Source organism: Streptomyces yaizuensis, from assembly GCF_034961445.1.
Taxonomy (GTDB): Bacteria; Actinomycetota; Actinomycetes; order Streptomycetales; family Streptomycetaceae; genus Streptomyces; species Streptomyces yaizuensis.
Genome location: NZ_LC735414.1, coordinates 18400 through 42012, shown reverse-complemented (window position 1 = coordinate 42012; position 23613 = coordinate 18400). Strand labels below are relative to the sequence as shown.

The 23613-nt window shown below is 68.9% G+C and carries 34 protein-coding genes and 1 tRNA gene; 3 read left to right on the top strand and 32 right to left on the bottom strand.

Annotated elements, in window-relative coordinates; all coding sequences use genetic code 11:
• Nucleotides 1-10: 10 nt before the first annotated feature.
• Nucleotides 11-427 (bottom strand): DUF1360 domain-containing protein, encoded by a 417-nt coding sequence (locus tag SYYSPA8_RS37365; protein WP_323452000.1) that lies wholly within the window; start codon nucleotides 425-427, stop codon nucleotides 11-13.
• Between the two features lie 81 nt (nucleotides 428-508).
• Between SYYSPA8_RS37365 and SYYSPA8_RS37360 the strand changes: the two genes are divergently transcribed.
• Nucleotides 509-844 carry a hypothetical protein gene (locus SYYSPA8_RS37360; RefSeq protein WP_323451999.1) on the top strand — a complete coding sequence of 112 codons (336 nt, stop codon included), beginning with the start codon at nucleotides 509-511 and terminating at the stop codon, nucleotides 842-844.
• A gap of 61 nt (nucleotides 845-905) precedes the next feature.
• Here SYYSPA8_RS37360 and SYYSPA8_RS37355 read toward each other — a convergent pair whose 3' ends face one another.
• The 26 genes from SYYSPA8_RS37355 to SYYSPA8_RS37230 all read right to left on the bottom strand — a co-directional run bounded on the left by SYYSPA8_RS37355 (nucleotide 906) and on the right by SYYSPA8_RS37230 (nucleotide 19037).
• A complete protein-coding gene (locus tag SYYSPA8_RS37355) occupies nucleotides 906-1394 on the bottom strand; it encodes a MarR family transcriptional regulator (RefSeq protein ID WP_323451998.1) in 489 nt (162 codons plus the stop codon).
• Nucleotides 1391-1963 carry a hypothetical protein gene (locus tag SYYSPA8_RS37350; protein ID WP_323451997.1) on the bottom strand — a complete coding sequence of 191 codons (573 nt, stop codon included), beginning with the start codon at nucleotides 1961-1963 and terminating at the stop codon, nucleotides 1391-1393. Before SYYSPA8_RS37350 ends, SYYSPA8_RS37355 begins: the two co-directional genes overlap by 4 nt.
• Before the next feature lie 902 nt (nucleotides 1964-2865).
• Nucleotides 2866-4464 (bottom strand): terminase large subunit domain-containing protein, encoded by a 1599-nt coding sequence (locus SYYSPA8_RS37345; RefSeq protein WP_323451996.1) that lies wholly within the window; start codon nucleotides 4462-4464, stop codon nucleotides 2866-2868.
• Nucleotides 4465-4725: 261 nt separating this feature from the next.
• Entirely contained in the window at nucleotides 4726-5316 is a 591-nt protein-coding gene (locus tag SYYSPA8_RS37340) for a hypothetical protein (RefSeq protein WP_323451995.1), read from the bottom strand.
• 97 nt (nucleotides 5317-5413) lie between these two features.
• The gene (locus SYYSPA8_RS37335; RefSeq protein ID WP_323451994.1) at nucleotides 5414-5830 is read right to left on the bottom strand and encodes a hypothetical protein; all 417 of its coding nucleotides are present in this window, start codon (nucleotides 5828-5830) and stop codon (nucleotides 5414-5416) included.
• Nucleotides 5831-6000: 170 nt separating this feature from the next.
• Nucleotides 6001-6429: a hypothetical protein gene (locus SYYSPA8_RS37330; RefSeq protein WP_323451993.1), complete on the bottom strand. Its 429-nt coding sequence runs from the start codon at nucleotides 6427-6429 to the stop codon at nucleotides 6001-6003.
• 357 nt (nucleotides 6430-6786) lie between these two features.
• The gene (locus SYYSPA8_RS37325) at nucleotides 6787-7353 is read right to left on the bottom strand and encodes a hypothetical protein (protein ID WP_323451992.1); all 567 of its coding nucleotides are present in this window, start codon (nucleotides 7351-7353) and stop codon (nucleotides 6787-6789) included.
• Entirely contained in the window at nucleotides 7350-7517 is a 168-nt protein-coding gene (locus SYYSPA8_RS37320) for a hypothetical protein (protein WP_323451991.1), read from the bottom strand. Before SYYSPA8_RS37320 ends, SYYSPA8_RS37325 begins: the two co-directional genes overlap by 4 nt.
• Nucleotides 7514-8458, bottom strand: a complete 945-nt coding sequence (locus SYYSPA8_RS37315) for a ParB/RepB/Spo0J family partition protein (protein ID WP_323451990.1) — start codon at nucleotides 8456-8458, stop codon at nucleotides 7514-7516. The genes SYYSPA8_RS37320 and SYYSPA8_RS37315 overlap by 4 nt, the downstream gene beginning before the upstream one ends.
• Before the next feature lie 26 nt (nucleotides 8459-8484).
• Nucleotides 8485-8769, bottom strand: coding sequence for a hypothetical protein (locus tag SYYSPA8_RS37310; RefSeq protein WP_323451989.1), 285 nt, complete (start codon nucleotides 8767-8769; stop codon nucleotides 8485-8487).
• Nucleotides 8770-8957: 188 nt separating this feature from the next.
• Nucleotides 8958-9524: a hypothetical protein gene (locus tag SYYSPA8_RS37305; protein ID WP_323451988.1), complete on the bottom strand. Its 567-nt coding sequence runs from the start codon at nucleotides 9522-9524 to the stop codon at nucleotides 8958-8960.
• 23 nt (nucleotides 9525-9547) lie between these two features.
• Complete coding sequence (locus SYYSPA8_RS37300) at nucleotides 9548-10510, bottom strand: hypothetical protein (protein WP_323451987.1); 963 nt, start codon at nucleotides 10508-10510, stop codon at nucleotides 9548-9550.
• A complete protein-coding gene (locus SYYSPA8_RS37295; RefSeq protein WP_323451986.1) occupies nucleotides 10500-11843 on the bottom strand; it encodes a putative antirestriction adenine methyltransferase in 1344 nt (447 codons plus the stop codon). Before SYYSPA8_RS37295 ends, SYYSPA8_RS37300 begins: the two co-directional genes overlap by 11 nt.
• A gap of 141 nt (nucleotides 11844-11984) precedes the next feature.
• A tRNA-Gly gene (locus SYYSPA8_RS37290) sits at nucleotides 11985-12054 on the bottom strand.
• A gap of 194 nt (nucleotides 12055-12248) precedes the next feature.
• Nucleotides 12249-12683, bottom strand: coding sequence for a hypothetical protein (locus SYYSPA8_RS37285; protein WP_323451985.1), 435 nt, complete (start codon nucleotides 12681-12683; stop codon nucleotides 12249-12251).
• Complete coding sequence (locus tag SYYSPA8_RS37280) at nucleotides 12683-13702, bottom strand: DUF3560 domain-containing protein (RefSeq protein ID WP_323451984.1); 1020 nt, start codon at nucleotides 13700-13702, stop codon at nucleotides 12683-12685. The genes SYYSPA8_RS37285 and SYYSPA8_RS37280 overlap by 1 nt, the downstream gene beginning before the upstream one ends.
• A complete protein-coding gene (locus SYYSPA8_RS37275) occupies nucleotides 13699-13986 on the bottom strand; it encodes a hypothetical protein (protein ID WP_323451983.1) in 288 nt (95 codons plus the stop codon). The genes SYYSPA8_RS37280 and SYYSPA8_RS37275 overlap by 4 nt, the downstream gene beginning before the upstream one ends.
• A complete protein-coding gene (locus SYYSPA8_RS37270; protein WP_323451982.1) occupies nucleotides 13977-14507 on the bottom strand; it encodes a hypothetical protein in 531 nt (176 codons plus the stop codon). The genes SYYSPA8_RS37275 and SYYSPA8_RS37270 overlap by 10 nt, the downstream gene beginning before the upstream one ends.
• A complete protein-coding gene (locus SYYSPA8_RS37265; protein ID WP_323451981.1) occupies nucleotides 14504-15193 on the bottom strand; it encodes a hypothetical protein in 690 nt (229 codons plus the stop codon). The genes SYYSPA8_RS37270 and SYYSPA8_RS37265 overlap by 4 nt, the downstream gene beginning before the upstream one ends.
• A 148-nt stretch (nucleotides 15194-15341) precedes the next feature.
• A complete protein-coding gene (locus SYYSPA8_RS37260) occupies nucleotides 15342-15599 on the bottom strand; it encodes a hypothetical protein (RefSeq protein WP_323451980.1) in 258 nt (85 codons plus the stop codon).
• The gene (locus SYYSPA8_RS37255) at nucleotides 15596-15883 is read right to left on the bottom strand and encodes a hypothetical protein (protein ID WP_323451979.1); all 288 of its coding nucleotides are present in this window, start codon (nucleotides 15881-15883) and stop codon (nucleotides 15596-15598) included. The genes SYYSPA8_RS37260 and SYYSPA8_RS37255 overlap by 4 nt, the downstream gene beginning before the upstream one ends.
• On the bottom strand, nucleotides 15837-16202 hold the full coding sequence (locus SYYSPA8_RS37250; protein WP_323451978.1) for a hypothetical protein: 366 nt from the start codon (nucleotides 16200-16202) through the stop codon (nucleotides 15837-15839). The genes SYYSPA8_RS37255 and SYYSPA8_RS37250 overlap by 47 nt, the downstream gene beginning before the upstream one ends.
• A gap of 66 nt (nucleotides 16203-16268) precedes the next feature.
• Complete coding sequence (locus tag SYYSPA8_RS37245; RefSeq protein WP_323451977.1) at nucleotides 16269-16811, bottom strand: hypothetical protein; 543 nt, start codon at nucleotides 16809-16811, stop codon at nucleotides 16269-16271.
• Nucleotides 16811-17389 carry a hypothetical protein gene (locus SYYSPA8_RS37240; RefSeq protein WP_323451976.1) on the bottom strand — a complete coding sequence of 193 codons (579 nt, stop codon included), beginning with the start codon at nucleotides 17387-17389 and terminating at the stop codon, nucleotides 16811-16813. Before SYYSPA8_RS37240 ends, SYYSPA8_RS37245 begins: the two co-directional genes overlap by 1 nt.
• 187 nt (nucleotides 17390-17576) lie before the next feature.
• Nucleotides 17577-18026, bottom strand: coding sequence for a DUF488 family protein (locus SYYSPA8_RS37235; protein ID WP_323451975.1), 450 nt, complete (start codon nucleotides 18024-18026; stop codon nucleotides 17577-17579).
• Between the two features lie 459 nt (nucleotides 18027-18485).
• A complete protein-coding gene (locus tag SYYSPA8_RS37230) occupies nucleotides 18486-19037 on the bottom strand; it encodes a hypothetical protein (RefSeq protein WP_323451974.1) in 552 nt (183 codons plus the stop codon).
• A gap of 667 nt (nucleotides 19038-19704) precedes the next feature.
• Between SYYSPA8_RS37230 and SYYSPA8_RS37225 the strand changes: the two genes are divergently transcribed.
• Nucleotides 19705-20088 carry an SH3 domain-containing protein gene (locus SYYSPA8_RS37225; RefSeq protein ID WP_323451973.1) on the top strand — a complete coding sequence of 128 codons (384 nt, stop codon included), beginning with the start codon at nucleotides 19705-19707 and terminating at the stop codon, nucleotides 20086-20088.
• Between the two features lie 112 nt (nucleotides 20089-20200).
• Here the strand turns inward: SYYSPA8_RS37225 and SYYSPA8_RS37220 are convergent, their stop codons facing one another.
• The 5 genes from SYYSPA8_RS37220 to SYYSPA8_RS37200 form a co-directional block, all read right to left on the bottom strand.
• Entirely contained in the window at nucleotides 20201-21280 is a 1080-nt protein-coding gene (locus SYYSPA8_RS37220; protein ID WP_323451972.1) for a tyrosine-type recombinase/integrase, read from the bottom strand.
• Nucleotides 21277-21549: a hypothetical protein gene (locus tag SYYSPA8_RS37215; RefSeq protein WP_323451971.1), complete on the bottom strand. Its 273-nt coding sequence runs from the start codon at nucleotides 21547-21549 to the stop codon at nucleotides 21277-21279. Before SYYSPA8_RS37215 ends, SYYSPA8_RS37220 begins: the two co-directional genes overlap by 4 nt.
• Entirely contained in the window at nucleotides 21528-21749 is a 222-nt protein-coding gene (locus SYYSPA8_RS37210; protein WP_323451970.1) for a hypothetical protein, read from the bottom strand. Before SYYSPA8_RS37210 ends, SYYSPA8_RS37215 begins: the two co-directional genes overlap by 22 nt.
• A 5-nt stretch (nucleotides 21750-21754) precedes the next feature.
• Nucleotides 21755-22093, bottom strand: coding sequence for a hypothetical protein (locus SYYSPA8_RS37205; protein ID WP_323451969.1), 339 nt, complete (start codon nucleotides 22091-22093; stop codon nucleotides 21755-21757).
• Between the two features lie 135 nt (nucleotides 22094-22228).
• The gene (locus tag SYYSPA8_RS37200; RefSeq protein ID WP_323451968.1) at nucleotides 22229-22675 is read right to left on the bottom strand and encodes a hypothetical protein; all 447 of its coding nucleotides are present in this window, start codon (nucleotides 22673-22675) and stop codon (nucleotides 22229-22231) included.
• A 292-nt stretch (nucleotides 22676-22967) separates the two neighbouring features.
• Here SYYSPA8_RS37200 and SYYSPA8_RS37195 point away from each other — a divergent pair, with 292 nt between their 5' ends.
• Nucleotides 22968-23342 (top strand): hypothetical protein, encoded by a 375-nt coding sequence (locus SYYSPA8_RS37195; RefSeq protein WP_323451967.1) that lies wholly within the window; start codon nucleotides 22968-22970, stop codon nucleotides 23340-23342.
• Nucleotides 23343-23613 lie beyond the last annotated feature (271 nt).

The following is a 23613-nucleotide window of genomic DNA, read 5'->3' as shown; positions in this document are numbered from 1 at the left end:
CCATCGCCGGTCAGCTCGCCGTCTGGCCCGGTACGTCCGCGAGGTGGCTGATGACCCGCACGGAGGCGGTGTCGGGGGTGTGGTGGACGACGTGCCGTACGGGGGGTGGGCTGTCGAGCCAGGAGGCGATGATGCCGGTGAACCACGACAGGGTGAGCACGAGGGCGGGGTAGCGGAACCAGGGGCTGTCGCCTGCCCAGTAGGCGGCCGCGGTGACGCCGATGGAGATCCAGATACTGACGCACCAGGTACACGCGGTGAGGCGGGCGACGAAGGTGGCGGTGCGGTGGCCGGGGGCGGCGATGTAGTGCACGCGGCGGTGCAGGGCCTCCCGGGCCGGCGCGGTGAGGTCGTCGTCCACGACCAGACGGGACAGGCGGAGGATCGCGCCGAGCGCGAGAGCGTACGTGATCACATGAGCGTCCACCCCACGAGCATATGTCCGCTTTAAAGCTTATTGCCCTATTAGGGGTGCTGTGGGTGGTCCAACCGTGATCTCCTTCCGCCCATGACGACCACGATCCTCGACCACGTCGAAGCCGCCCTCGCGAAGGTCCGGGACGAGCACCGCGTCCTGTACACCGTCGGCTTCGCGGACTCCGTCTACCGGGAGGCGATGCGCCAGGCCCTCGCCGTTCTCTACGGCTGGACCCCCGACAAGGCCACCAACGACCACGTCACCCAGTGGCTGCGGCACCGGCACTGCACGATCGCGTGGCACCAGCCGCACAGCACCGGCGCCCTCGTCGTCTCCGGCGACGCCCCGGTGACCTCGCCCCCGAACATGTGGCTCGCGCTCTTCCCCGCATCCGACCAGGACGGCGCCCTTGCCTTCCCGTGCTGAACCCTGCCGGAAGCGGCGACCGCCCGAAGACAATTTGTCTTCGGGCGGTGAGGAGGGGTCTTCAGCCGGCCAGCCGCAGGTTCGGCCGGGCCTCGGGCGCGGGAGCGCCCTCGCCACCGTCCGGGTCCGGGTCGGAACCGGTGCCGGTCCTCGCGTCGGCGGCGCGACGGGGCCGCTGCATGTCCCCGACGGGGAACCGCAGAGCCCACACCTCCGTCGCCGGGTCGTCAAGGTGGTTCACCATGTGCGCCACGGACTCGTACCCCGCGAACAGCGGGTGGATCAGGACGTAGCCCTGCTTGGTCCTCGGATGAATGAGCCCCAGATCCCTCAGATCACTCATCGCCCGCGACACCGCGCCCTTGGTGATGTTCAGGCGCTCCGCGATGTCCCCCTGGTAGATACGGACGTGGCCTCCGGGCTCCTGGCGGGCGGTCAGCACGTCGAACACATCCCGGGCGGTGCCCCTCAGGCGCGCGTTCGGAAGCTGCTCCCAGATCGCCGGGTTGTGGACGACGGCGACGCCCACCGTGTTCTCGGGAAGAGTCATCGTGTCCTCGTCTCTGGCTTCGGGATGGCGATGGTCCGCGTCTTGAGCGTCGTACCCATCCGCTCGATGAGCGCCCGGTGCTTCCGGCTGCCCCAGCGGTAGGCGTACTGCGGGTTGATCTGGTACCGGCCCTGACGCTCCTTCCAGGCGAAATTGTGCCGGTCCAGCAGCTTGAACGCACGGTTGATTCGCGTGTGATGACACTCGAAGTGCTGCGCCAGCGCGCTCTGCGTCGTCACGAGCACGCCGTCCTTGTCGTGCCCTGCGGCCATGTGCCCCAGCAGCGCCGACGCGATCGGCGTCAGCCCGAAGCGCCACAGGTTGTCGTGGATGTCGGCGTCGAAGGTGATGTGCCGCTTCGACGGGAACGCGTATGCCCTTGGTACCGGGTCGGCCTGGATGATCCCGCCGCGCTCGGCGATCTTCTCCAGGGACTTCAGCAGGAACGCGGTCTGCCGAGCCGGATCGGGAGCCGCAGGTGCGGTGGACGGCGGCAGGGGAACCAGTCTGGGCCGCTGCCGCACCAAGTTGTGCGCGGGACCGGCAGAGCTGCGCCGTGCTTGTGCCACCTGACCTGCTCCTTTAGCTTGCCGTGCTGCTCACAATATACCAAACGAGTGAACTTTTGACTGGTTCTGGAAGGGCGCGACCATGATCAACTTGTTCTGGTCGTGTTGTGCGGCTACGCGCACAACTTCCAGGGGTCCAGGGCCCCTCAGTTGTGCGCACCAGGCGCACAACACTCACGCATTTCCGCAGGTCACAGCGCTGCCCCTATCTTCCTAAGAGGAACTGCCCCACACTCGCCATACCGGCCCAGCTGCCAGTGGGCTCCGCGCGCCCAGGGTCCGCACAAGATGTGCGCCGCCATCGGGGCTGAGGGGATGTCACCGAATTGGCGTGGCCGATATCCGTGGGCGGCTGAGGTACCTCCGTACCCCGTATACCGCCTGCGCGCATCGCTTCGGCTGACTTTCTGTGGCTGAGCACCACGAGTCCCACCGTTCGTACCCACCGTGTCCCCGAGTTGTGCGCGCAGGCCGCACAACTTCCCCCCGCAGCACACCTGATGCGGTCTCGCGGACCACCAGGACCGCAGTTCCCCCGGAGCATGGACCGGAGGGGACGGGCACCGCTGGGTCAGTGAACCGGATCAGCCCGCCCTCGCACCTATCAGGCCGCTGCGGCTGCTCTCACACACCACGCACACCAGCTGCCTTCCTGCCGGAGCGCAAGATCCTCCTTCGGATGGTTCAGTACCAGAGCCCGCTTGTGGACCGTGCAGAACATCGCGGTCGCGCTCACATCACGGTGCCGCAGGTAGACGTATCCGTACCGCTTGTGCACGGAGTCGTCGTAAAGCACCTCCCACCCAGGAAGCTCTGGACAGGGACGGAGCGACGGGCGGCTGCGGCCAAGTCCCGGCGTGATCGGAAAAGTCATAGCGTCATGCTAGAAACACCAACCGGCCCTAGTCGATGCGCTGAGCCGCCCACCCGGACGGCCGCACATCCTCCACCCGCACCGGCCGCCGCTTCACCCGCGACATCACCTCGTCCATCCCCGGCACCGGCAACAGCTCGTACGCCAGGTACACCGCCGCATCCAGCTCACCGGGCGAATCCGGATCGGCCGGCTGCCACGTCGTCCACCGGCCCTCCAGATTCGTCAGCACCGCACCGAACCGCGCCCGGTCCTCAGCGACCTGCTGCGCGATCGGGTCCGCCCGCAGGAGCTTCCCCACCTTCGCCCGCACCAGCTCGATCCGCGGGGGCAGCCGGTCGTACGGATTCCGCTCCGCCTCCGGAGTGCCGGCGTGCTCCTCCTCCCACTCCTGCAAGAGCGCCACCCACGCCGTCCGCACCAGCGTCTTGGTCATGTCGCCGCCGAAGTTCGCCTCCATCACGACCCGGTCCGCGCCGATCTCCGCCGCCAGACGGCACACCTCGCGCGGCCACTGCGTCGACGGCATCACCGCCGTACGGTCGTGCGTCCAGTACAGCCGCCGGTCCGTCCCCAGGAACCCGCCGACGATGCCCACGGTGTCGCGGCCGCCGCCGCCCGGGTCGACCGCGACGGCCGCCTTCATCACCTCGGGCAGCCCGGTCAGATGCGTACGTTGCCGCACCATCTCGTCCGTCAGCAGCGCACCCTCGACTGGCTTCGGATCACCCTGGTAGAGCGCCCCCCAGCCCCGGGCCCTGGCCGTCACCTTCCGGTCCGCCCAGTGCCGCTCCAAGGCCTCGCGGTCGTCCACCGGGATCCGAGGGTGCGGCAGCGGATCGCCATGGCTGCGGCCGAGCGGGTCCGGACCGTGCTGGATCGTCAGATCGCAGACCGCCGGCAGATGGATGACGGTCCACTCCCCGCCGTCCTCCGCCCGCCCCTCCCGCTCCAGGAGCCGGCCGGCGACATCGTCCTCATGCCAGCGGGTCATGATCAGCACCGTCACGCCGTCCGGTGCGAGACGGGACGCCAGATCGTCCCGGTACGCGCTGTCCGTGGCATCCCGGAACGTCACGCTGTCGGCCTCCGCCCGGGACTTCACCGGGTCATCGATGATCAACAGGTCCGCGCTGTGGCCGGTGATCGACCCGCCGATCCCGACGGTCCGCATCCCGCCGCCGCTCTCCAGCGACCAGTCATGGGCCGCCGTGGAGCCGGCATCCAGCCTCAGCCCGAACTCGGCGCCGTGCTCCAGGACCAGCTTCCGCACCGCCCGGCCGCGCTGGATCGCGAGCAGCGACCCGTACGAGGAGACGATCACCTTCGTCGCCGGCTCGTTGGCCATCCACCAGAACGGCGTCCACACCGCCGCCGTGACGGACTTCCCGACCTGGGGCGGCGTCGTGATCAGGATCTTCCGGACCTCGCGCCGCCGGGCCCGCACCATCGTCCGCGAGATCAGATCGAGGTGCGGCCGCCGGACGTACGCCGGGTCGAGGCCGTACGCCATCGTCGCCGGATCCCGCTTCAGCGCCTCGGCGCTCTCCGCCAAGGCCCGGTGGTACTCGGTGAACAGCTCGCCGTCACTCAACCCGTCGGCCAGCTGGTCGGGCACCGTGGTCATCCCGGCACCCCCGGAAAACTTGTGACGATATGTCCAGCCTGCTCATGCTACGGCGGCCCGGTCCGGCCCGCCGCTGACCAGGGAGCGTGCAGGCCGTGCAGGAGGCCCGTGGGCGGCCGAACAGACCCCACGGGAGGGGAAGTATGCGGGGGCCACCGAACGCCCCGGAGTCGGGCATGTGACCGTTCGGGGGGGACGTCGGTACGCCAAAGGGTCCACCACCCGATACGGGTGACGGACCCTTGCCCGAGGACCATACGGTCAGGCGCCGCCGGCCAGGAGCCGGTCCAGCCCCGTGTGGTCGTAGACCACCTTGCTGACCGCCGCCTTGCCGTCCTTCACCTGTATGGCCAGGCCGATCCCCGAGCCGGGGTTCCGGCCGGCCGGGGCATCCCCCGTGGGGGTGTACCACGCCCACCACAGGCCATCGCCATCCTGGGCGAGAGCCTGGTACTCGCCGTGGTTCCGGCCGCCACCCGCCTCCGATTCGACGTACACCCGCGCGGCCTCCACCGCCGCCGTCCGCTCTGCCTGGAACAGCCCCACCGCCTTCCGCAGCGTCTGCCCGTTGGTGCGGTCGCTCAGGGGCAGGACCATGCCGCACTTTCCGAGCGGGAACCACTGGGGCTGCGACCGCCCATAGGTCTGCACCCCGACGCAGGTCTTGCCACGGTGGCGCTTCACCCCGTGGAGAGACGCGCCGATCAGGGTGGACCCGCTGGCGGTGTCGATCGTGATGGCGACATCCCGGCCGTTGAGGGCACGGACGACGCATGCCATCTCCGCACCCTGCCAGGTCGCGTTGGTACTGCCGTACAGCCGGAAGTCGCTGGGGTGGATCACCAGGGTCATGAGGGTTCTCGCCTTCGTCGTCTTGGTCGGGGTCCGATTGGGCCTCCTACCGCCTCGGGGCCCGCCCCCGTGTCGGGGGCGGGCTGGTGGAGTCGTTTCAGGATTCGCCGGCCGCCTCCCGCTCGAACGCGTCGGCCAGATCCTGGAGCTGCCGGTGGGTGGCGCGCTGCATGTTCCGCCGGTGCCGGTTGGTCTCGGAGGTGAGGGGATCGCCGTGAGTAGCCTCGGGCTGGCGCAGGAGGCTGTGGGTGATGTCCTTGAGCCGCCCGGAGACGGCCTCCCTGTATGCGGCGGTCTCGTCCATGCTGGTCTGGTTCTTCCTGGCGGCGGCCTCGACCTCCGCCCAGATGCCGTGCAGCGCCAGTGCCTCCATGTGCGCGGAAGTGAGGTTGGGGGTGACTCGCCGGTAGGCCGCGAGGGCGCTGATCATGTCCTGGGTGACCTCGGTGAGATTCTGGTCGGCCTCCTGGATGAGTTCCTTGACGCGGGTCAGAGCGTTGATGCGTTTGGTCATTATCGACTCATTCCTTTACGGTTTGCTTGTGGATGTTTTGTTCTGTATTCAGTCTAACTTTTAAAGGTCTTTGAAAACTATTTTGAGCGTTCGTTTTTTCGTGGTGTTGGCCACATGATGAGGTGCCTGGTGGGCCGGAAGGGAAACCTTCCGGCCCACCACTGTTCGGTTCACTTCCTGCACGGGCAGTAGCCGAGCGACGAGCAATTTCCGTCGAAGGCCCGACCAAAGAACTCCCGGTGGAACCGGGAGATGAACGACTCCCGGTCCTCCCTCATGAACTGGGAGACAATTCCCTTCGGCTCCAAGTCGGCCAGCAGGGACCGGAGGCCGTAGACGAGGCTGTTCCGGTCCTTCTTCTCCTGGCCTTCCAGACCCTTCAGTCCTTCCTCTTCCTCGGTCGCCAGGTCGCTGAGGCAGTGCCAGCGGTCCAGCTCCGAAGTCAGGCCCTCAATCGAGCCCTGAGCCCCGGCCCAGATTTCCTTCCGCCGGCCGTCCAGGTTGTCCACAGCGAACTGAAGACATCCCGTGATCCCGGTCTTCTGAAGCTCCCAGTCGGCCCTCTCGTCCAGAGAAGCAGCAGCCCTGATGAATTCCATATCTGGATTCCCCTCTCGAATTATCAATGTTTGCCAGCCCTTTGAATGATTCTTGTGGGTTGGTGACTTCAAACTTTCATTCAGCGCCCTACCTGTCCAGTCGAAATTCCGTGATGTAAGCCACGCGATGGAAAGAAGGTAAACAGGTACGGGGAGTGAGTGGGTAATTCCCGGAAAGTGCCATAACGGGGGCGGTGTGAGCCTGTGAGGAGCCATGAGAGGGCCGGTCGGGGTGGAAGTAGGAGACCGCCCTGAAAGGGACGGAGGCGAGCGTGTGTACCCGTCGAGGGAAGGCCCCGGTGGGCCCCGGCCCTGCCGGACCGAAGGCCCCCCGGGGGCCGCCAGCGGGTCAGCACGTCACGAGCACCCGCACAGCGCCTCCGCGTTCGGAACCGTCCCGCATGCCTCGCAGGCGGGACGCGGGACCTCCTGCACCACCACCGCCGTCCCGCGCCTGTCCAGCCGTACGGACCGCACCGTCGACATCAGCGCCTCCGCCGGGGGAGTTCCGGCCGGTTTCCGGCGCGGCCGCCAGTGCGGAGCCACCTCCACCGTGCCCCTCCTGCGCTGCCGCACCGGAGCCGGCCGGAACACCTCAGGCGTGAACCTCTCCCACCGCTCCCGCACCACCGCACCCAGTGCCGACAACGACCACACCTCGTCCGGCTGCTCACCTGCCCCGGGCACCGGCTCCGACGCCCGCCGCCGCCACACCACCATGAACGCCGACAGGTCCGCCTCAGGGAACTCCGCCTCCGGCTGCTCCCCGAACGGCCGGCGCCCGTCGTAGTAGGTGTGGCTCGCCTGCTGCCGCGCCCGCGCCTGCAACAGCAGCTGCGGGACCTCCAGGTTCGCCGCGAACTCCATCCGCACCGGCGTCCGCCCCTGCGTCCCCGTCGGCACGAACGCGAAGTACACCGTCACCGCCCCTCCACCCCGCCCTCCTGGTCCTCGTCCCCGGCGTCCAGGCTGAACAGGTCGATCGTGCCCATCCCGTCGCCCCGGGGATCCGCGAAGAGCCCCATCTGATCGCCCCGCGTCCAGAACGCGCCCGCGTCCATGTCCGTCCACACCGGCTGCTCGCTCATCCCGGCACCGCCTCCTCGCGCACCGCGTACGTACGGGCCTCGCTGATGCCCTTCGCCTTCTTCAAAGTCCGCCGCAGCCCCGTCAGGGCCCGGTGGACCGTCTCGATCCGCTCCAGCTGCGCCCCGACCTCGCCGGCGAACAGGCCAGCCAGCTCGTCGGGGCTCTTCAGCTTCAGCGCGGCGAGGGCGACCACCGCGCGTTCCACCGCGTCGACCTCGTCCTTCGCCTTCCGCATCGCGGCCTGCCGCGTCTGCCGCTGCTCCTCCGTGGCCTGCTGGATCTCGAAGAACCCCGGCCCCAGGTCTTCGGCGTTCTTCAGCCCCTCGGCGAATGCGCGCGCCGCGTGCTGGTCGGCGAACTCACCCCGCACGTACCGGGCGAGTGCGACCCGCTGGTTCCCCGGCTGGAGCCGGGCGACGTAGAAGGCGAAGTCCTTCCCGATCAGGCCCTTGTCCAGGGCGTCCACGGCCTCCGGGCACAGCTGCATGAACGCGAGCCGCAGTTCGATGTGCAGCACGCTCTTCCCGTACAGCCGAGCTATCCGGTCCACCTCGTATCCGAACTCCTTCCGGATCCGGTGGTAGGCCCGCGCCTCCTCCATCAGCGTCATGTCCGCGCGGTTGACGTTCTCCGCGACGGCCGCGAGGAACACCCGCTCCTCGGCGTCGTCGCCGTCGAACCGGCGGACGATCGCCGGGATCCGCTCCAGACCGGCCAGCTGGCACGCGCGCCACCGCCGCTCACCCATGACGATCTCGAACCGGTTGCGGCCCGTCTCGCGCACGGTGATCGGCTGCTGAAGTCCGAACTCGCGGATCGACTCGGCCAGCTCCCTCAGCTTCACCGCATCGAACTCCTCGCGGGGCTGGCCCTCGTTGCGCTCGATCCGGTCGATCGGGATGTCCCGCACGACCGTCCGGGGCGCCTTCACGGTGCTCACGCCTGCGTCCTTTCTCTCGCGGGTTTTCAGGCCGTGGTGTACGCGGCGGCCTCGTCGGCCGTGATCTCGGCGAGCCGGCCGGCTCCGACCCGCACGACGCCGTCGGCGTTTGCGACGACCAGCTCGATGACGCCGAAGCGGCCCCGGCCTATCAGGCGCACCTCGTGGTCGATGACGCGGCCGACGACCATGCGGAGGTTGTTCTTCTTCACCGTCCCGGCCCGCACCTTGACGATCTCGCCGACGTCGGGCAGCTCGATCGCGAGGCGCCGGCCGTCGATGCCGTCGCCGAGGTAGGTGGTGGTGCCCATGTCCGGACTCCTTCGGGGTGGTGGGTTGTTGGCAGGTCGTTCTACATTCAGTCTAACTTTCAAAGTATTGAAAACCCTTATGAACGTTCATTTTATTCTGTGGTGCGCACCACACAGAAACAGGCCCGAAGACAAACTGTCTTCGAACCCGGAGCACCCACCCCACGGTCGCCCCACACCCCGCCAACTCACCCATCCCCACCCGACGCAGCCTCCTGCCGCCGCCGCAACCGCTCCGCCAAGTCGATCAGCTGCGCCCGCCGGTTCTCCGGCGACAACTTCGCAAACGTCTGCGCCACCACCGACCCCACATCCTGACCCGGCTGCGATTCACCCGCCAACGAGATGATCTCCGTCGGATCCCCATACAGAACTCGCCGGTGCCGCATCGTGATGTCCAGCAGCCTCAAGAACTGGTCCGGCGACAACGGCCCCAGCCGCTGAAGCTCCGCCGCGAGCTTCCCCGTCGCCGCCCGCAGGATCTTCGCGTCGTCCGCCAGCGCCTGCCGCCGCTCCGCCCGCCACTCCGCCTCTGCCTCACGGAATCCCTGCGCGTCGTACGCCGACGCCCGCGACTCCCACAGATACCGCGACGCCAGATTCCGCACCTGCCCGTACGAAAGTGTCAGCATTTCCGCAGCTTTTGTCAGGCTCCGCCCGCCATGAAGCCCCAGCTCCAGGAACTTCAGGAACTTTCCGTACGCCTTCTCCGTCTCACCCGGCTGCTGCGCCCACGGCTCCCGGTCGTCCGCCAACGACAGCCTGGTCGGCGCCGTACTCACGCCGCCCGGACCCGCTCAACGTAGTCGGCAGCCAGACGCTCCAGGATCTGCCACCCCGACCCCTTGTCCACGTCTCCGACCCGCTGCGCCTCCTGTACGGCCGCGGTGAGCACGGCGGCGCTCTTCGCCGGGATCACCCGTGTCCCGGTAACCGCCGCCCACCCGACCCGGCCGGCGTGCAGGGCCTCCCCGTCTGGGCCGAGGAACCCTTCGGCCAGGTCTTCGAGATGGCTCTCGAAGACGGAGAGGACCACACCGAGGGCGGTCGCGAGGTTGCCCACGTTGTGGGCGCCGGAGACGTCGTTGAGGGCGTCGATCAGCCGGTCGTACTCCTTGTACGCCGCCACCCACCGTTCGTCGGCCGGCGCCTTCGCCTCGGCGAACGCCTCCTTCGCCGCCGCCAGCTCCGGCGGCAGGAACACCAACTGCACCGTCTGGAAGTCGAGATTCGCCTCCGAGATGCCCTCCAGGTTCACGTCCGCCATCAGCGCGAGGGTCTTGTCGTCCAGCCCGGAGTACTCCCGCCAGTCCAGGTCATCGATCGCCTCGTACAGCTGCGCCAGCGTCGCCATGTCGTCCTCGCCCGTGATGGCGTTGTGCGAGATCTGGAGCCCGATCCGCCGCGCCTGCGAGATCGGGCCGACGATCAGCATGCAGTCGATCTCCTCCAGCCCGGCATCCACCGCCCCGTCCGCCCGGTGGTTCCCGGACAGGATCAGCTCCTGGCCCTCGTCCGCCCCGTCCTCGCTCCAGATCAGCGGCAGCGACGTCAGACAGCCGTCCCGCCGGATGTTGCTGACCAGCCGGTCGTACTGCTCCTTCCGCATGAACCGTGCGTTGACCTCCAGCCGGCGCAGGGTCCGCGGGTCCCGCCGGACGATGACCGGCGTCGGCAGCGGCGCCTGCTCCTCGCCGGGCTCGGGGCCGCGCTGGTCGGGGACGCTCTTCCTACTGTTCACGGATGTCTCCTGCGTGCCTGGCCCGCCACAGCTCCAGGGCCTCGGCGAGCGTCCTTTCTCCGTATGGTCCCTCGTACTGGAGCTGGTACCGGTGCACCCCGTCGGCCGCTGGCTCCGTGCGGCCGGTCAGCTTGAACCCGGGGATGCCGCGCCCGTACTTCGCACTGTTCGGGCGGTCGCTGAACGCCGTGGTGCAGATGCTCGTCATCCGGTGGGCGAGCGACCGCTCTGCGAGCTGCCGCGACTCCTTCGACAGCCCGGCCAGGACGATCAGCTTCGACAGCCGCCGGTACCGCGACCACGACACGGGGAAGTCGGACATGAGGTAGACGCACGCCGGGTCGAACTTCGGGGGGAGCAGCGCGAACGCCCCCACCAGCAGCCCGCCCACGGACACGCCGCACGCGATCAACGGCTGTCCCGGCTTGATCGACTTGCTCATGAACTGGGACCGGAGCGTCGAGAACTGGCCTCCGGTCAGCGGGTGGATCTTCATCTCCCCCGACATCAGGTCGGAGTCCGGCCTGATCTTCGGCATCCGGACCTGCTCGATCGGCTGCCTCGGCACGACGATCCGGCGCGGCCCGTCGGAGGCGTACAGGAAGATCGGTGTGCCGCGGTTCGACGTCTGGACCTTGCCCCGTACGAACCGGTGCAGCTCCGGCCGCTCCACGTGCAGCCCAAGGAGCCAGTGGTCCCGGTCCATGACGCCCCGCAGCAACGCGTCCTTGCCGTCCTCGGTGAGGTCGGGCCACTCCGGCGCCGGCCAGTCGAAGAACCGGTCAATGCCGTCGAACATGCTCTCGTAGTCCCCGGAGAAGAACGGCGGGAACGCCACCACGGCGGCGCCCGGTGGCGCCTGATCCACGAACTCGCGCACATCCCCCGGGTAGAACGTGGCGAGGCGCAGCGTCGCGGCCTCCAGCTTCGCCATGGTCTTGGCGTGCATGTGGGGCCACTGCTCCCGGGTCGCGGCGACCATGCGCCGGTGGTAGCGGCCGGTCTTGCCGACGAACTGGAGGAACCGCGTGCCGAGCATCAGAGTGGCCATCGTGCCCGCGCCGTCGTCCAGGGAGGGCTCCAGCCACTCCAGCTCCTCGCGGGCGTCGTCCTTGAGCCGGTACGGGACCGGCTGCCCGGCGAAGAACCAGCCCAGGGCGCAGCTGTAGGGGTTGACGTCGTTGCTGTGGAGTCGGTGTCCGAGCGGGGCGAGGGTGCGCTCGATGGTCAGGTTCCCGGAGCAGCCGACGTGCACTTCGGAGCCGGTGGGCCACTGTCGGGCGTGTTCCAGGACGATGCTCCGCATGTCCCCGGGGATCGTGCCATTGAACATCCCGAACGCCCCTTTACGTCCCGTTTCGGTGGTTTCGAGTGTAGGGAGGGCGGCGCCCGGCGGCCACGGCAGTGAAACCCGGTGACCAGCACAAAGCCCTCGCGTTCCCGGGAGGTGCACTCGGAGGAACGCGAGGGCGGGAGCGCTGGGCAGGTCTCGCACCTGCATCTCCGCACCGGAGGTGCGGCGCCCTTCTTTGGACCACCAACGCAGCAAAGGCACCACCGCTGTATGTAGCGGGGTGCCTGAGAAGAACGATACGCGCGGGGCGCGCTCCCGCGAAGGAAGCGCGCCCGCGTGTCGAAGACAAATTGTCTTCCGGTCTTCGGTCTCTTTAGGTGGTCACGCCGTTCGTGCTGGCGTCCACCGTCATGTCAGCGATCTCCATGTCTCCTTCTCTCTCGCTCATCTGGTGGCGAACCGGTCTTCCGGCCGCCATGTTCTGTCCACCACGCCCCGGCCGGTCCGGTACACCGCCCGCATCACCGCGTCAGTGCCGCACAGGCCGCCCAGGTGGAACAGGCCGAAGGCCATGCGGTGCCCGAGGTCGGGGAGCAGTGCGGCCCGCAGGTCGAGCTGGCGGACCTGCGCCCACCGTTCACGGTCGACCTCGACCCGCCAGTCGAGCCGGTACCGGAGCCGGCCGTCCAGCTCCCACGGCATTGGCGCGGTCGGGAGACCGTAGGCGTAGCCCTCGGCCTCCGCCAGCTCGGGCACGTCGCACACCGCCGAGGTGATGTACCAGCCGCAGTCGCGGTCCGCGTCGGCCGGGTCGATGCCGTTGTCCTCGGCGTACGACTCGGCCGACACGGACCACCACGTCCTCAGGACGAGGTCCACTACGCCTTCTGCGGGCGGGCCTCGGCCTCCGCCTGGTCAGCGGCCCTGCCCCTGACCGCATCGTACGGGAGGAGCCAGGTCCAATCCGGATCCCGGTTGGACTCCTTTGTCACCACCGGCTCCATGTTGTGGATGTGCGGGATCGTCACCGACTTCGCGTTGACCCGCAGCACCTCGTACCACGTGCCGTACCGGCCCAGGACGAAGTTCCCCTTCTGGAAGTCGTCCTTCGTCCATACCTTGAAGCCCTCGGCCTCGGCGTCGGCGATCACCTGCCGCCAGTAGGCGATCTCCTCGGTCAGCTCCTCGTGCCGTAGCCGCAGCTCCTCCACCGTGTCCGGTGTCAGGGACCGCTTGTAGCCGTGCGCGGATTCGCCGCGCTGCCACCGCTCGACCGCGCGGAGATCGGCGTTCAGCTTGTCGATCCGGCGCAGCGTCCGCCGGGGATCCTTCCGGAACGCCTCGTAGCCGGCCGCCGCCTCGGCCCGGCCGGACCAGTAGCCGGCCTTCCTGCCCTCCTCGATGGACGACCGCATGTGGGAATCCAACCGGTCCCGATCGCGCTCCGCGCGCCGCTGGGAGTGATGCCCGACCAGAATCGGCTGGCCCATCGGGATGCCGTCGGCGATGTCGTGCGCGGCCCGGTAGCGGCCTTTCGAGCGGGCCGTCGCGTTGTCGGCGTAGCCGCCGAACCGGTCGGCGCGGTCCTCCGCGCGCTCCACCCGATCGGCCTCCGCCTCGGCGAACGACCGGCGCTCGGTGTTATCGATCGTCAGCTCCACCGTGAAGCCGGCGGCGCGCAGCTCGTCCGCGAGCTGTTCCAGATTCGGCCGGTAGGCGGCGTTGTCCCGGGAGTGCGGCAGGTACCAGCACTCCAGCTCCCGGCCCCAGCGGAAGCCCTGGCGCAGGGTGCGGCCCCACGCCTTGCGCTTGAGGATCGGACCGGCGGCGTCGCCCCGGTCGGTGCCGTGCACGAGCGTCCCGTCCGCGTGGGTGTGCTCTATCAGCAGGTTGGTCATGATGCGTTGTCCTCCTGGGCGGTCACCAGGACCGTCCGTTCGATGTCGTACTCGGTGGGGTCGATCTCCGGGACGGACGGGTCGCTGTCCAGGAGGGTGAAGACGCTGTGGGCGACCGCCCGGGGCGTGCGCGTCGGGGGGACGGTGACGTACCGGACGTGCGCGCGCTCGGCGTCGCCGGTCTTCCGCTCGCCGTCCTCGCCGACCTCGTAGAAGGTGACCTTCCACTCCTGCCGCAGCCCGGCGGCCACGGCCGCCATCTGCTCGTCGCGGGTCACAGCCATCGGCCTTCCCTGTCGCGGTGCCGGTACATCGCCTGCTGGCTGTGCTCGTACCAGAGCGTCAGCCGGGCCAGCGCTCCGATGTGGACGGCGTGCACGACCGCCAGCGGCCCATGCCGCCAGTCATCGGGCCGCCACACCAGCTGGCCGGTGCTCTCCCGGTACCGGCCCGTGTGAATGAGCCACACCCGGCGCAGCCCGGGATCTATGGCCGTCACCTCGAAGGTGTCCGCCCAGCCGTCCTCGTCACGCGGCCACGCCTGCGCGGTGCCGATCGGGCGCCCCCGGCGGGCGCGGTCCTGGATCTCGACCGTGGTGACCGGATGCGCGGGGCGCCGGTGCCGCCACTCCTGCCCGGAGAGGAGTTCGGTCACGAGGACCGGCCAGCCATCGCGGTCGAGCGCGAACGGGCGGCCGGCCACGTCGTTGAAGCCGGTGAACTCCCAGTGGGCGCCGTCTCGGGACACGAACGTGTCGCCGGTGCGGATGCCCTCCGGGCCCGGAGCCATGGACCAGCTGCTCATGGCTTCACCCCGGCAACGCTGGTGAGGATTACGGCGCCGTCCTGGGTGCGCCTCACCACGGCGTGTTCCTGGGCGTGCGCCGCGCGCATGGCCCGCTGCTTCCCGGCTTCCTCGCACAGCCCGGACAGAATCCGGAAGGTGGTGCACTTCTCGCCGTGCCAGCGGGCTCTGAGCAGCAGATCGGTGCCCCGGTGGTTGCAGATGAGCAGCTCGTAGCAGGCGTCATGGTCACGGTGCCGGTCGACTCCGTCACCGTTGCGGACGAGCGGGTGGTCACACCGGGAGGTGTGCAGCGACGATGGGCTCGCGTCGGTTCGGTGGTGGACGCTCGCCCTCCGTAGCTGGGAGAGGGGCAGCCAGAACCGATACGGGTAGATGCCGTTCATCCTCCGCTCGGCGGCGCGGGCCACGTATCCGTTCAACGCGCTCTCCGAGGGCTCGTACACCGCGTCCGGCTCCACCCACAGGCGCCGGTGGATCACGTCGAAGCCGTAGACGAGGTACGAGCCGTAGCTGAGCGGCTTGCCGCTGGAGTCGGGGCCGTCGTACGCGGATCCGATCGGCTGTGTGTCCTGCATGACGCCGTCGGGGTCGGCGGGCCAGGCGTCGAAGTGGCACTCGGGTTGCTCGGGGAGTGGTGGCCGGGCGGGCCGGCTCCCGGGGAACACGGCTTGTGTGTCGGTCATTTGTCCCTCTCGTCTGTAACGGGGTCCGCCTCCGTCCCGGTGGGGGAGAGGGGCGGATCAACCTGTTCTTGCACTTTCAGTCTAGCTTTCATGGCACTTGAAAACTATTATGAACGTTCATTTATGCCGTGGTGTGGACCACACGGCATCAGCCGCGCCACACCCGTTCGCCACCGATCTCCAGCACCACCGGCAGGACACCACCCGGACTCATCCCGGCCATCCCCATGCCGACGCGCGACCGGTCGACCTTCACCACCAGGCACGGCCTGCCCGCCCCGTCGGACTCCATCTCCACCTCAACCCGCGCGTCACCCAGGCACACCAGCGGCCTGTCCCCGCCCTCGGGGTACATCGCCGGGAACACCTCGGCGTCCCGGTGCATCTCGTCCCACATCCCGCTCACGCCGCACGCCCCTTCAGCGTCTTCGAGGACAACTCCAGCGCCGCAGCCGCCGCCGAATCCACCGCCGGCGCCATCGTCGCCCCCATGAACCCCACCGGACGCCCGACCGGATCGACCAGGTACCAGCCCGTCACCTTCACCCCGTGCGACGTCCGGGACAGGCGCAGCAGCTCCCACATGCGTGCCTTCACCCGGGCCGTGTACCGGCCCGGCTCCTGATACACCCACTCCAGGCCCTCAGCCTTCCAGGCGTGCTGCCGTGCGACCGTCGTCTTCTGCGCCATCGCGCTTCTCCTTCTCCCACACGGCCCGCCGGGCCGCGCACTCCTCAGGGCTCCAGCCCTCCACATACACACCGCTCCGCGTGATCCGGTACCGGCTGGACGGGTACAACGGATACAGCCCGAAGGGGAAGTCCCGCTCCCGCATCATGATCTCGCTCCGGTCCCACGAAGTACCGCCCGGCCACCGACCGCACCACAGAACGTCCACGGTGCGCCCGTGCTGCCCCCGGTGAAGCACCACGAAGTCACCGGGCTCCACCTCGTCACCACGCACCTCGAACCACTTCAGCTTCGGGACGAAATACGGTTCGCCCTGCATGATCCTCCTCAGAAAGACACGCCCGGGGGCCCGGCCAGCGGGCCGGGCCCCCGGGAGACGGTCCGGCTACAGGCCGCCCGGAAGTTCCAGCCCGAGCCTCAGCTGTTCGGTGATCTTGTCGAACCGGTCCTGCAACTCCTCGGCCGCCGACTGAAGTGCCAGCCACAGGTCCCACTCGGCCCCCGACTTGGTGTCGAAGTCGACGTCCGGGGCGACCTGATCCCGGGCCGCGTACAGCACGGAAACGAACTGGTCGGCCACGCCGGAGTCCGCTGCCACCTCGTACGCCAGAACCTCCATGGCCGCCCCCATGCGCGGCGCCTCCTCGATCCGCTCGCGGATCGCGCTCAGCGCCCCGGCCGCGACCTTGTCGCCGTTCGAGGAGGCCGGCGTCTTCAGGTCCGCCGCCAGGGCGGCCCAGGGGGAATCAGCGATGGTTTCGTTCACCGCTTCCTCGGCGTCCGAGAGGGTGTGGAACAGCTCGTACCCGGGATCGCCGGTGTCCAGCGACATCTTCGTGCCGGCGAGCCGGGTGATCGCCGCCCGGATCGTCTTCTCGGTCTCGACCGCGATCCGGGCGCACGCCTCGGCGCGCATCTGCTCGTTCATCAGCGCTCTCCTCCCATGTCGATCCGGCCGAGGACGTTTCCCCGGATAGCCCAGGACTCGCCCGGCAGCAGGTTGACCCTGTCGGTGTCGAACGGGCGGCCGCACGTCTCGCACCGCCACCGTGCGCCTTCGACGCTCCATGGCAGATCCCGCGCGAGGTCGGGGGCCACATCGTCGCGGTAGGTGGCGGCGGGGCAGCACCGGAACGGCACGAACGAAGGATGCTGCCCCGCCGCCCGGTGCGCCTCGTCCAGCTGGCGGTACGCGATGGTGCTCAGCTCACGTCGGATGCTCTCGCCGCGCCCCCGTACGCCGGGTTCGCTGCTCTGCCCGAAGGCGTAGAGGATGCCCACGGCGGCGGCCCGGGACAGCTCGACGCCTTCCAACCCGCGCCGGGCCGCCATCACGTAGCCGAAGTGGTACGCGGACTCGGTCTCGGTCCCCCAGCTCGCGAGGAGCTGGTCAGGGCGCAGCCCGGCCTTCTCGGCCTGCGGGGTCAGGTCGGTGAAGAGGGCCGACACGGCTCGCTCCATCACCTCTTCGGTGATTCCGGTCTTTTCGAGTTGCGTGTGATCCATTTGCCCCTCCATGTGATGTCGAATAGCTTGATGTTGCGATTTCGATCGCCTTGAAAATTAGTTTGAGCGTTCATTATTTGGGGGATTGTGAGTGGTGAGCCGGTCCGGTGGCGCTGCCGGGGTGGATGCCGCGGTGCCTTCCGGCCCGGCCGGCGGCCCGCCGGAAGCCGGCGGGCCGCCGCCCACCTCAGAACAGCTCCATCTCCTCGAACGGCGGAGGCTCCGCCCCTGCCGACGGGTCGTCGGGGCTGAGGGTCCCCAGCTCCGGCACCTCCTGGCCGGTCTGCTCGCGCAACCACTCCGCGAGCATCGCCCGGTGGCACCAGCCCTTACGGTTCAGCCCGTTCTCGAAGCACAGGAAGACCACCCGGCCGTCCGGCTGTCCGGCGCGGCTGGCGATGGCCTCGGCCACGGACGTGAACTGCTCGACCCCGATCTTGTCCAGCTTCGCCCGCAGGGACTCCCTGAACGGTCCGTACTCCTGCTGCATGAACCACCGCTCGGGCGCGGCTTCGGGCATCGCGCCGCCGAGCAGGTACGGCAGCCGGTAGCGGGGCGCCCCGACCGTCGCGCGTATGGGGACGCCCATTCTGGGCGTGAACTCCGGATAGGAGCACGTGGCGAACTCAACCGCCATATGCCGCCTCCTTTATAGGTGTTACAGGAAATGCTGCCCTTTCACTCTAATCTATAAAGCCAGTAAAAACTATTCTGGAAGTTCATTACTGATGGTTTTGGTGGGGCTACTATATGTGCCATGCACCTACGGATCGCGCTCTACTTCCTCGCCGCCACCTGCGCCCTGCTGACCCTCGCGAACCTCCTCCTCGCCCGCCAGTACCGCCGCCAGCGCCAGGGCCTCGACGACTGGACGCGCACCGCCCACCTCGCCTACGCGAGCCTGGAACAGCTCCCCCCCCGCTGGAGACCCATCCCCAGCTCGTCGCCGCAACCCGCGCCGTCCAGCGCATCCGCCCGTGCATCAGGTTCCTGCGCATCTACGCCGTGGTGTGCGCCCTCTGGGCCGTCGTCGCCTGGTTCATCCGCTGACCCGCCTCACGAGCTGGCGGGCACGACCTGCTCCACTGAAGCAGCGCTACGTGAGTTCCCACTTCCTCCGCAGCTCCACCACGGCCTCGCTCAGCTTGTCGGCCGCCGCAGCAGCCTCGTCGGTCAGCCGGCGAGCCTTCTCCCTGCCCTCCTCGGGCGCGCTCTGGCCTGGCTCGTTGAGAGCCGCCGCAGCCAGCACCGCCCGCCACATCACGCTGCCGCCCAGCGTCCCGAGGAGCAGCTGTTCCTGCGCCCTGGGTGCCTCCCTCATCCCTGCTGCGATGAACCCCTGGTCCCAGCGCGCCCGGTCGGCGATCTGGCCGAGCATCGCCCACGCCTGACCCTGGTAGGCGGACACATAGCCCTGGTTCATGAGGTCGTGCAGATGGCCGCCTCGTAGCGGCAGCTGGATCTGCTCCACGACCCCGGCCAGCAGGCCGAGAAGCCGTGCCGCCTGCTCCCGCTCCCCAGGGCCTGCGTCCTGGAGCAGGGCCGCCTCCGTGAACCGGCCTCCCGCGATGGCCTCGATCGCCTTGGCCAGCTCAGCGCTGTGCGGCAGATCCCTCGCCATCCCACCCCGTACGAATCCCTCGCTCACCACAGATCCCTCCGATCGGTTCTCCCCACCAAGCCGAGGGCCACGGCCTGGCGCAGTCCGAACCGACCAGGAGCCGCCCTCTGAGCGCCTGGGCGTACGCGGCGAGCGTACCGACCCGCAGCGAGTCCGGCGGCTGGGAATCCACCGCCCTCACGTTCTTCCTCGGACACGCCCGGTTTCGCCGCGACAACGCCCCGCCGTAGCAGGGGGACCGGCGCGATCCGCCGTCGTAGGGCATGCGGGCGGCCCAACGAGAACAAACCGGCGGCCCGACGCGCGTCGGGCCGCCGGTCTGCATTGCTGCATTTCAATCTCGTTGAGGAGTAAATCGCTGAAATAAGTAGGAATCCACCCCTGTGCGGCACCACTGCCGTAGATCCAACTCGCGTGCGACCTCCGCCCGTTGTCCCTCCAACGTGAAAAACTCGAACGCCGGTCCAGGCGGAAGACAATTTGTCTTCCGCACGTGGCTGCCACTCCGCATGGCGCTAAGCCCTGCCAATCAGCGACACGAGACCGCGATCAAGTGGCGTGACTTCGGGAGAAGAAGGCCAGGTACTCCTTCACGTCAAGGTCACCTCAATATGTCCGGTTCGGCCCCACGAGGTGACACGAGACCGCCGGTACCGTCACACACACTCCCGTCAAACACCGCGAGAGGACACCCATGAGGAAACTCGCCTCCTGCGCCGCAGCCGCCGTACTCACCGCCTCGGCCCTCACCGTCGCAGTACCTGCGGCCGGCGCCGCCCAGCCCGGCACCACCGGCACCGCCGTCTGTACCAACCCCGCTCCGGACTTCGGCGACCCCGGCTACGGCTACACCGTCAGCGGCCGGACGTCCCCCCTGCGCACCGGCCCCAATGCTGGCTGCGGCGTACGCAAGACCCTCTCCGCGAACACCTACTTCGAGATCGAATGTAGCCACCACAACGGCTCCAACTGGTGGTACTACGGCGTCGCCCACGGCCAGGGCGGCCCCTGGTACGGCTGGCTCTACTCCGGCAACATCGGCGACCTCTACGACTACGAACGCAACATCATCTGCTGAGCCCCCCGCCTGGCGGACCCGTCTCCAACCGACGCGCGCGCAACGGCCGGGCCCCACCGGACAGCAAACCGTCCAACACCATTCAGGCGCCAGCAGTGCCGGGCGTCTGGGTTCAGCCCGGCCGGTCTGCGCCGGGGGAGCGGCTGCGGCTGGCCCGGGACCGGGCTCCGGGGAGTCCTCGGGGTCGTGCGGCCACCGGCCGCTTGCGGACGGTCTGACGGCGCCGCTGGGCGTCCCGCTGGTCGACCAGCCGCATGTGCCGGCTTACGGCCGCCGACGACGGTCGGGTGTACCGCCGGTGCAGAGTCCGCGGGTCCTTGTGCCCGCTGATCTGCTGGAGCATCGGTGTGTCCGTACCGTCTTCCGCCAGGTGCGTCAGCCGGGAGTGCCGGAGCTGGTGCAGGGTCAGGAAGTCGAACGTCACGCCGTCGCCGGACAGGCCGAGCGCGCGGGTCCACTCCTTGAAGATCTCCTCGGCACGGTTGTAGGAGAGTCGGAAGCAGCCCTCGGGGCCCATGTCATCCAAGCTCCGGGACGCCCAGTTCCACGGCCGCCGCAGGGTGAGGAACACCGGACCCTTGGTGCGGTCGCCGATCAGTTCACCCAGCCACCGGGCGCCCAGCTCCCCGAAATGGATCCACACGACCCGGCCGCCCTTGAGCCGGACCCGCGCCCGCCGGCGCTTCAGGTCTACGTCTGGCACGTTCAGCTTGAGGACCGGCTTGGCCCGGGAGCTGGACTCGTACATCACCCGCCACAGCGCCCGTTCCCGCAGAGGAACAGCATCCTCGTCCCACAGATCATCGAGGTCTTCGCGGTCGACGGCCTTCGTGTCGTCCTGGACAACAGTCCGGGAGGTGCAGCGCGGCGGTAGCTTCACCTCGGCGTACTCGGCGAAGTCGCGCACCCACCTGAGGAACGACGACACAGCGGCCCGGTTCGCGTTCCACGTTGCCGGCATCCGCTGTCCCCACAGTGCCTTCAGCGCCGCGAAGTATTCGTGGCCGGTGACCGTGGCCACGTCCCGGGTGCCTTCCGGGTCCAGGTGCGCAGTGACCCGCCGCAGCGTCAGCTCGTACCGGCCGTACGTCCCCGGCCGGTCCCCGAAGACCTCGTCCAGCCACTCCCGCCAGGCCGCGCCCAGCGTCACCCCGCACGGCTCTGCCGGAGCCACTGTGGCCGCCGCGCTCACGGCAGCTCCCGGGAACCCGGCTTCTGGGCCCAGTAGCCGTTGTCACCGTGCCCTTGCACGAAACGGGTAGCATGCTGGATCATCGCGCCCGGGTTGAGGGCGGCGTGCAGGATCCTGCTGAACTCCTGGTAGGCGGCAGCGTCATCGGCGGTCATGCCGCGCGCGACCTTGCGGTCCCAGTAGGCGCCCTCCTTCTCGATCCGATCCAGGAGTTCGGCGCGGGTCAGCCGGTCCAGGTCGGCGGCGGTCAGGCGTTTGAACGCGGGCACAGCCCCTCCTCCACCACGGGGTCGACGTGGCTCAGCGCGATGCCCCCGGCGTGGCCGTGGACCAGGACGACCGGCGTACCGCTGAGGGTCCACGCTGTGCTGCGGGTCCACGTCTCCACGCCGGGGTCCTGCCGGGTGCCCGGGTAGGCGGTGACCTGAGTGCTGACCGGGAACAGGGCGTTCCACGCCGCAGCGTCCATGCCGGTCACCCGCCGGTGGCGAGGTAGGCGCGGGCGATCAGGAGGGCGCTGCGGGCCGGGCTGGGGAACTGGCCGGGCTGGTCGACGGTGTCGTCATCGAGGCGCATCCCGTCCGCGCGCTGCGGGGTGCCGCCGGCGCGTTCGAGCATCGTGGCCTGGACGGTGAGGAAGTCCGCGACCGCCTTCTCCGCCGTAGTGCCGGCCGCGAGCCGGGCAGCGGCGGCCCGGATCTCGGCAACCTCCCGGCGGATCCGGATGGCGGTCCCCTCCGCCCGGTTCACCTCCATGGCGCTGGCCTCGCGTTCGTTGCCGTGCGAGTCGACGCGCGTGGGCAGGCTCGTCACCGTCTTCCCTCCCTCAAGTGCGGGGCCGGCAGGTCCGGCGCCACGGCCCGCACCCTACCCGAAGTACCGGAGTAAATTAGCTATTTACTCCGGTGCCGCTCGTAGCGGCAACGAGACAACCTTCGCGCGCACCCCCTAGTACTTGCGGCTGGTGAGAGCCGGTCCCACACCCTGCCACCGAGGGATGCCGGGAAGCGTTGGCCGCCCGGTCATCTCAGTAGCCGTGCGAATGAGGCCCCGCAGGTACTCGCGCCGGTCTTCCAGGCAGCGGACACCGGACTGGACGTCCCCGAACACCGGGCGCAGCGCGTATGCCCTGATTTCAACCCGGCCACGGCGGCTGATTCGCTCGTGCCGGGAGGTGACGTCCAGCCAGTCCGCAGCATCAAGCCCGGAGGCCAGGGCCATCCTGTCAACCTGGTCCCCGAGCTGGTGCCCTCCATCGGTCCAGGCATGCCAGATCCGTACTCCGCCCTCGGGTGGGCGGAAGATGATCCACAGAAATGTCTCGGGCGGGTAGTCGCCCACGACGCCGTCAGCGACGGCCTTCTCGACCGGCGCCGGATCGTCGGTCGGGGCCAAGACCAAATGGTCCGCAGGTCGTTGCGGGGCAGTGACCTTCATGTACTTCCTCCAAAGGTCTGAGGGCCGTTCTGAGCGTACGCGGAGGTGCAGGGGCGGGCGACTGTCCTGATTCATTTCCGGCTGACGACCTCCAGCTTGAACCGCACGTCCAAGAGGAGCTGCTGCCCTCGGGCCTGCTGCCCGCGTTCTCCCCGACACCAGTGGTAGATGTCCGGTGCACGCGAAAGTTTTTCGGCCCGAGGTCCCGATCTCGCCCTCCGAGTCGGGCGGGATCCCATACGGTGCCCGGGTGGCCGACACCCAACCGATCAACCATCGGGCCCGTGCCCGTGATGTCCGGAAGCGCCTGGCTGTCGCGGCTGGCGACTCCCGCCTCGGGCTCTGGCCGCTGACCGGAGAGGAGGCGGTGACGCTCGTCGAGGCCGGGGTGTTCGCCCGCGCGGCGAACCTGGCACGCGACGCCGGCGCTCTACCGGCCGGGCTAGCTGGGGACGCCGCTCTGGGATGGCGGGCCGCCCATGAAGTGATCGTCGCCGCCCTGAGGCAGGCCGCCGACCACCAGGGCTCCCGGGTGTCGCAGGATCCGCACCCACCGCAGCCGTTTCCTCTTCTCGGCCAACCGCAGGGCATCGACTGGTCGGCGAGGCGCACAACACCGCTCTAACTGAGTTAGCTGATCAGGGAATTGGCGATCATAGATCCGGTAGCGCTACGATCATCGAACCCGCCACCCCCGCCGGAACCGTCACAGGGGGCCGCGCAGTTCGTTGCAGCCGGTATCCGTCCTACGGCTCCACTGCGGCGTGGGTCGGGGCCCGGCCCGACCCACCACCACAGCCTCACCGCGTCCGGTCGCTCTCGTGCCAGACCGAGCAGGGCCTCACGGGGCATCGGCGCACAAGACCTTAAGCAGGGCGGGAATCCACAGGTCAGAC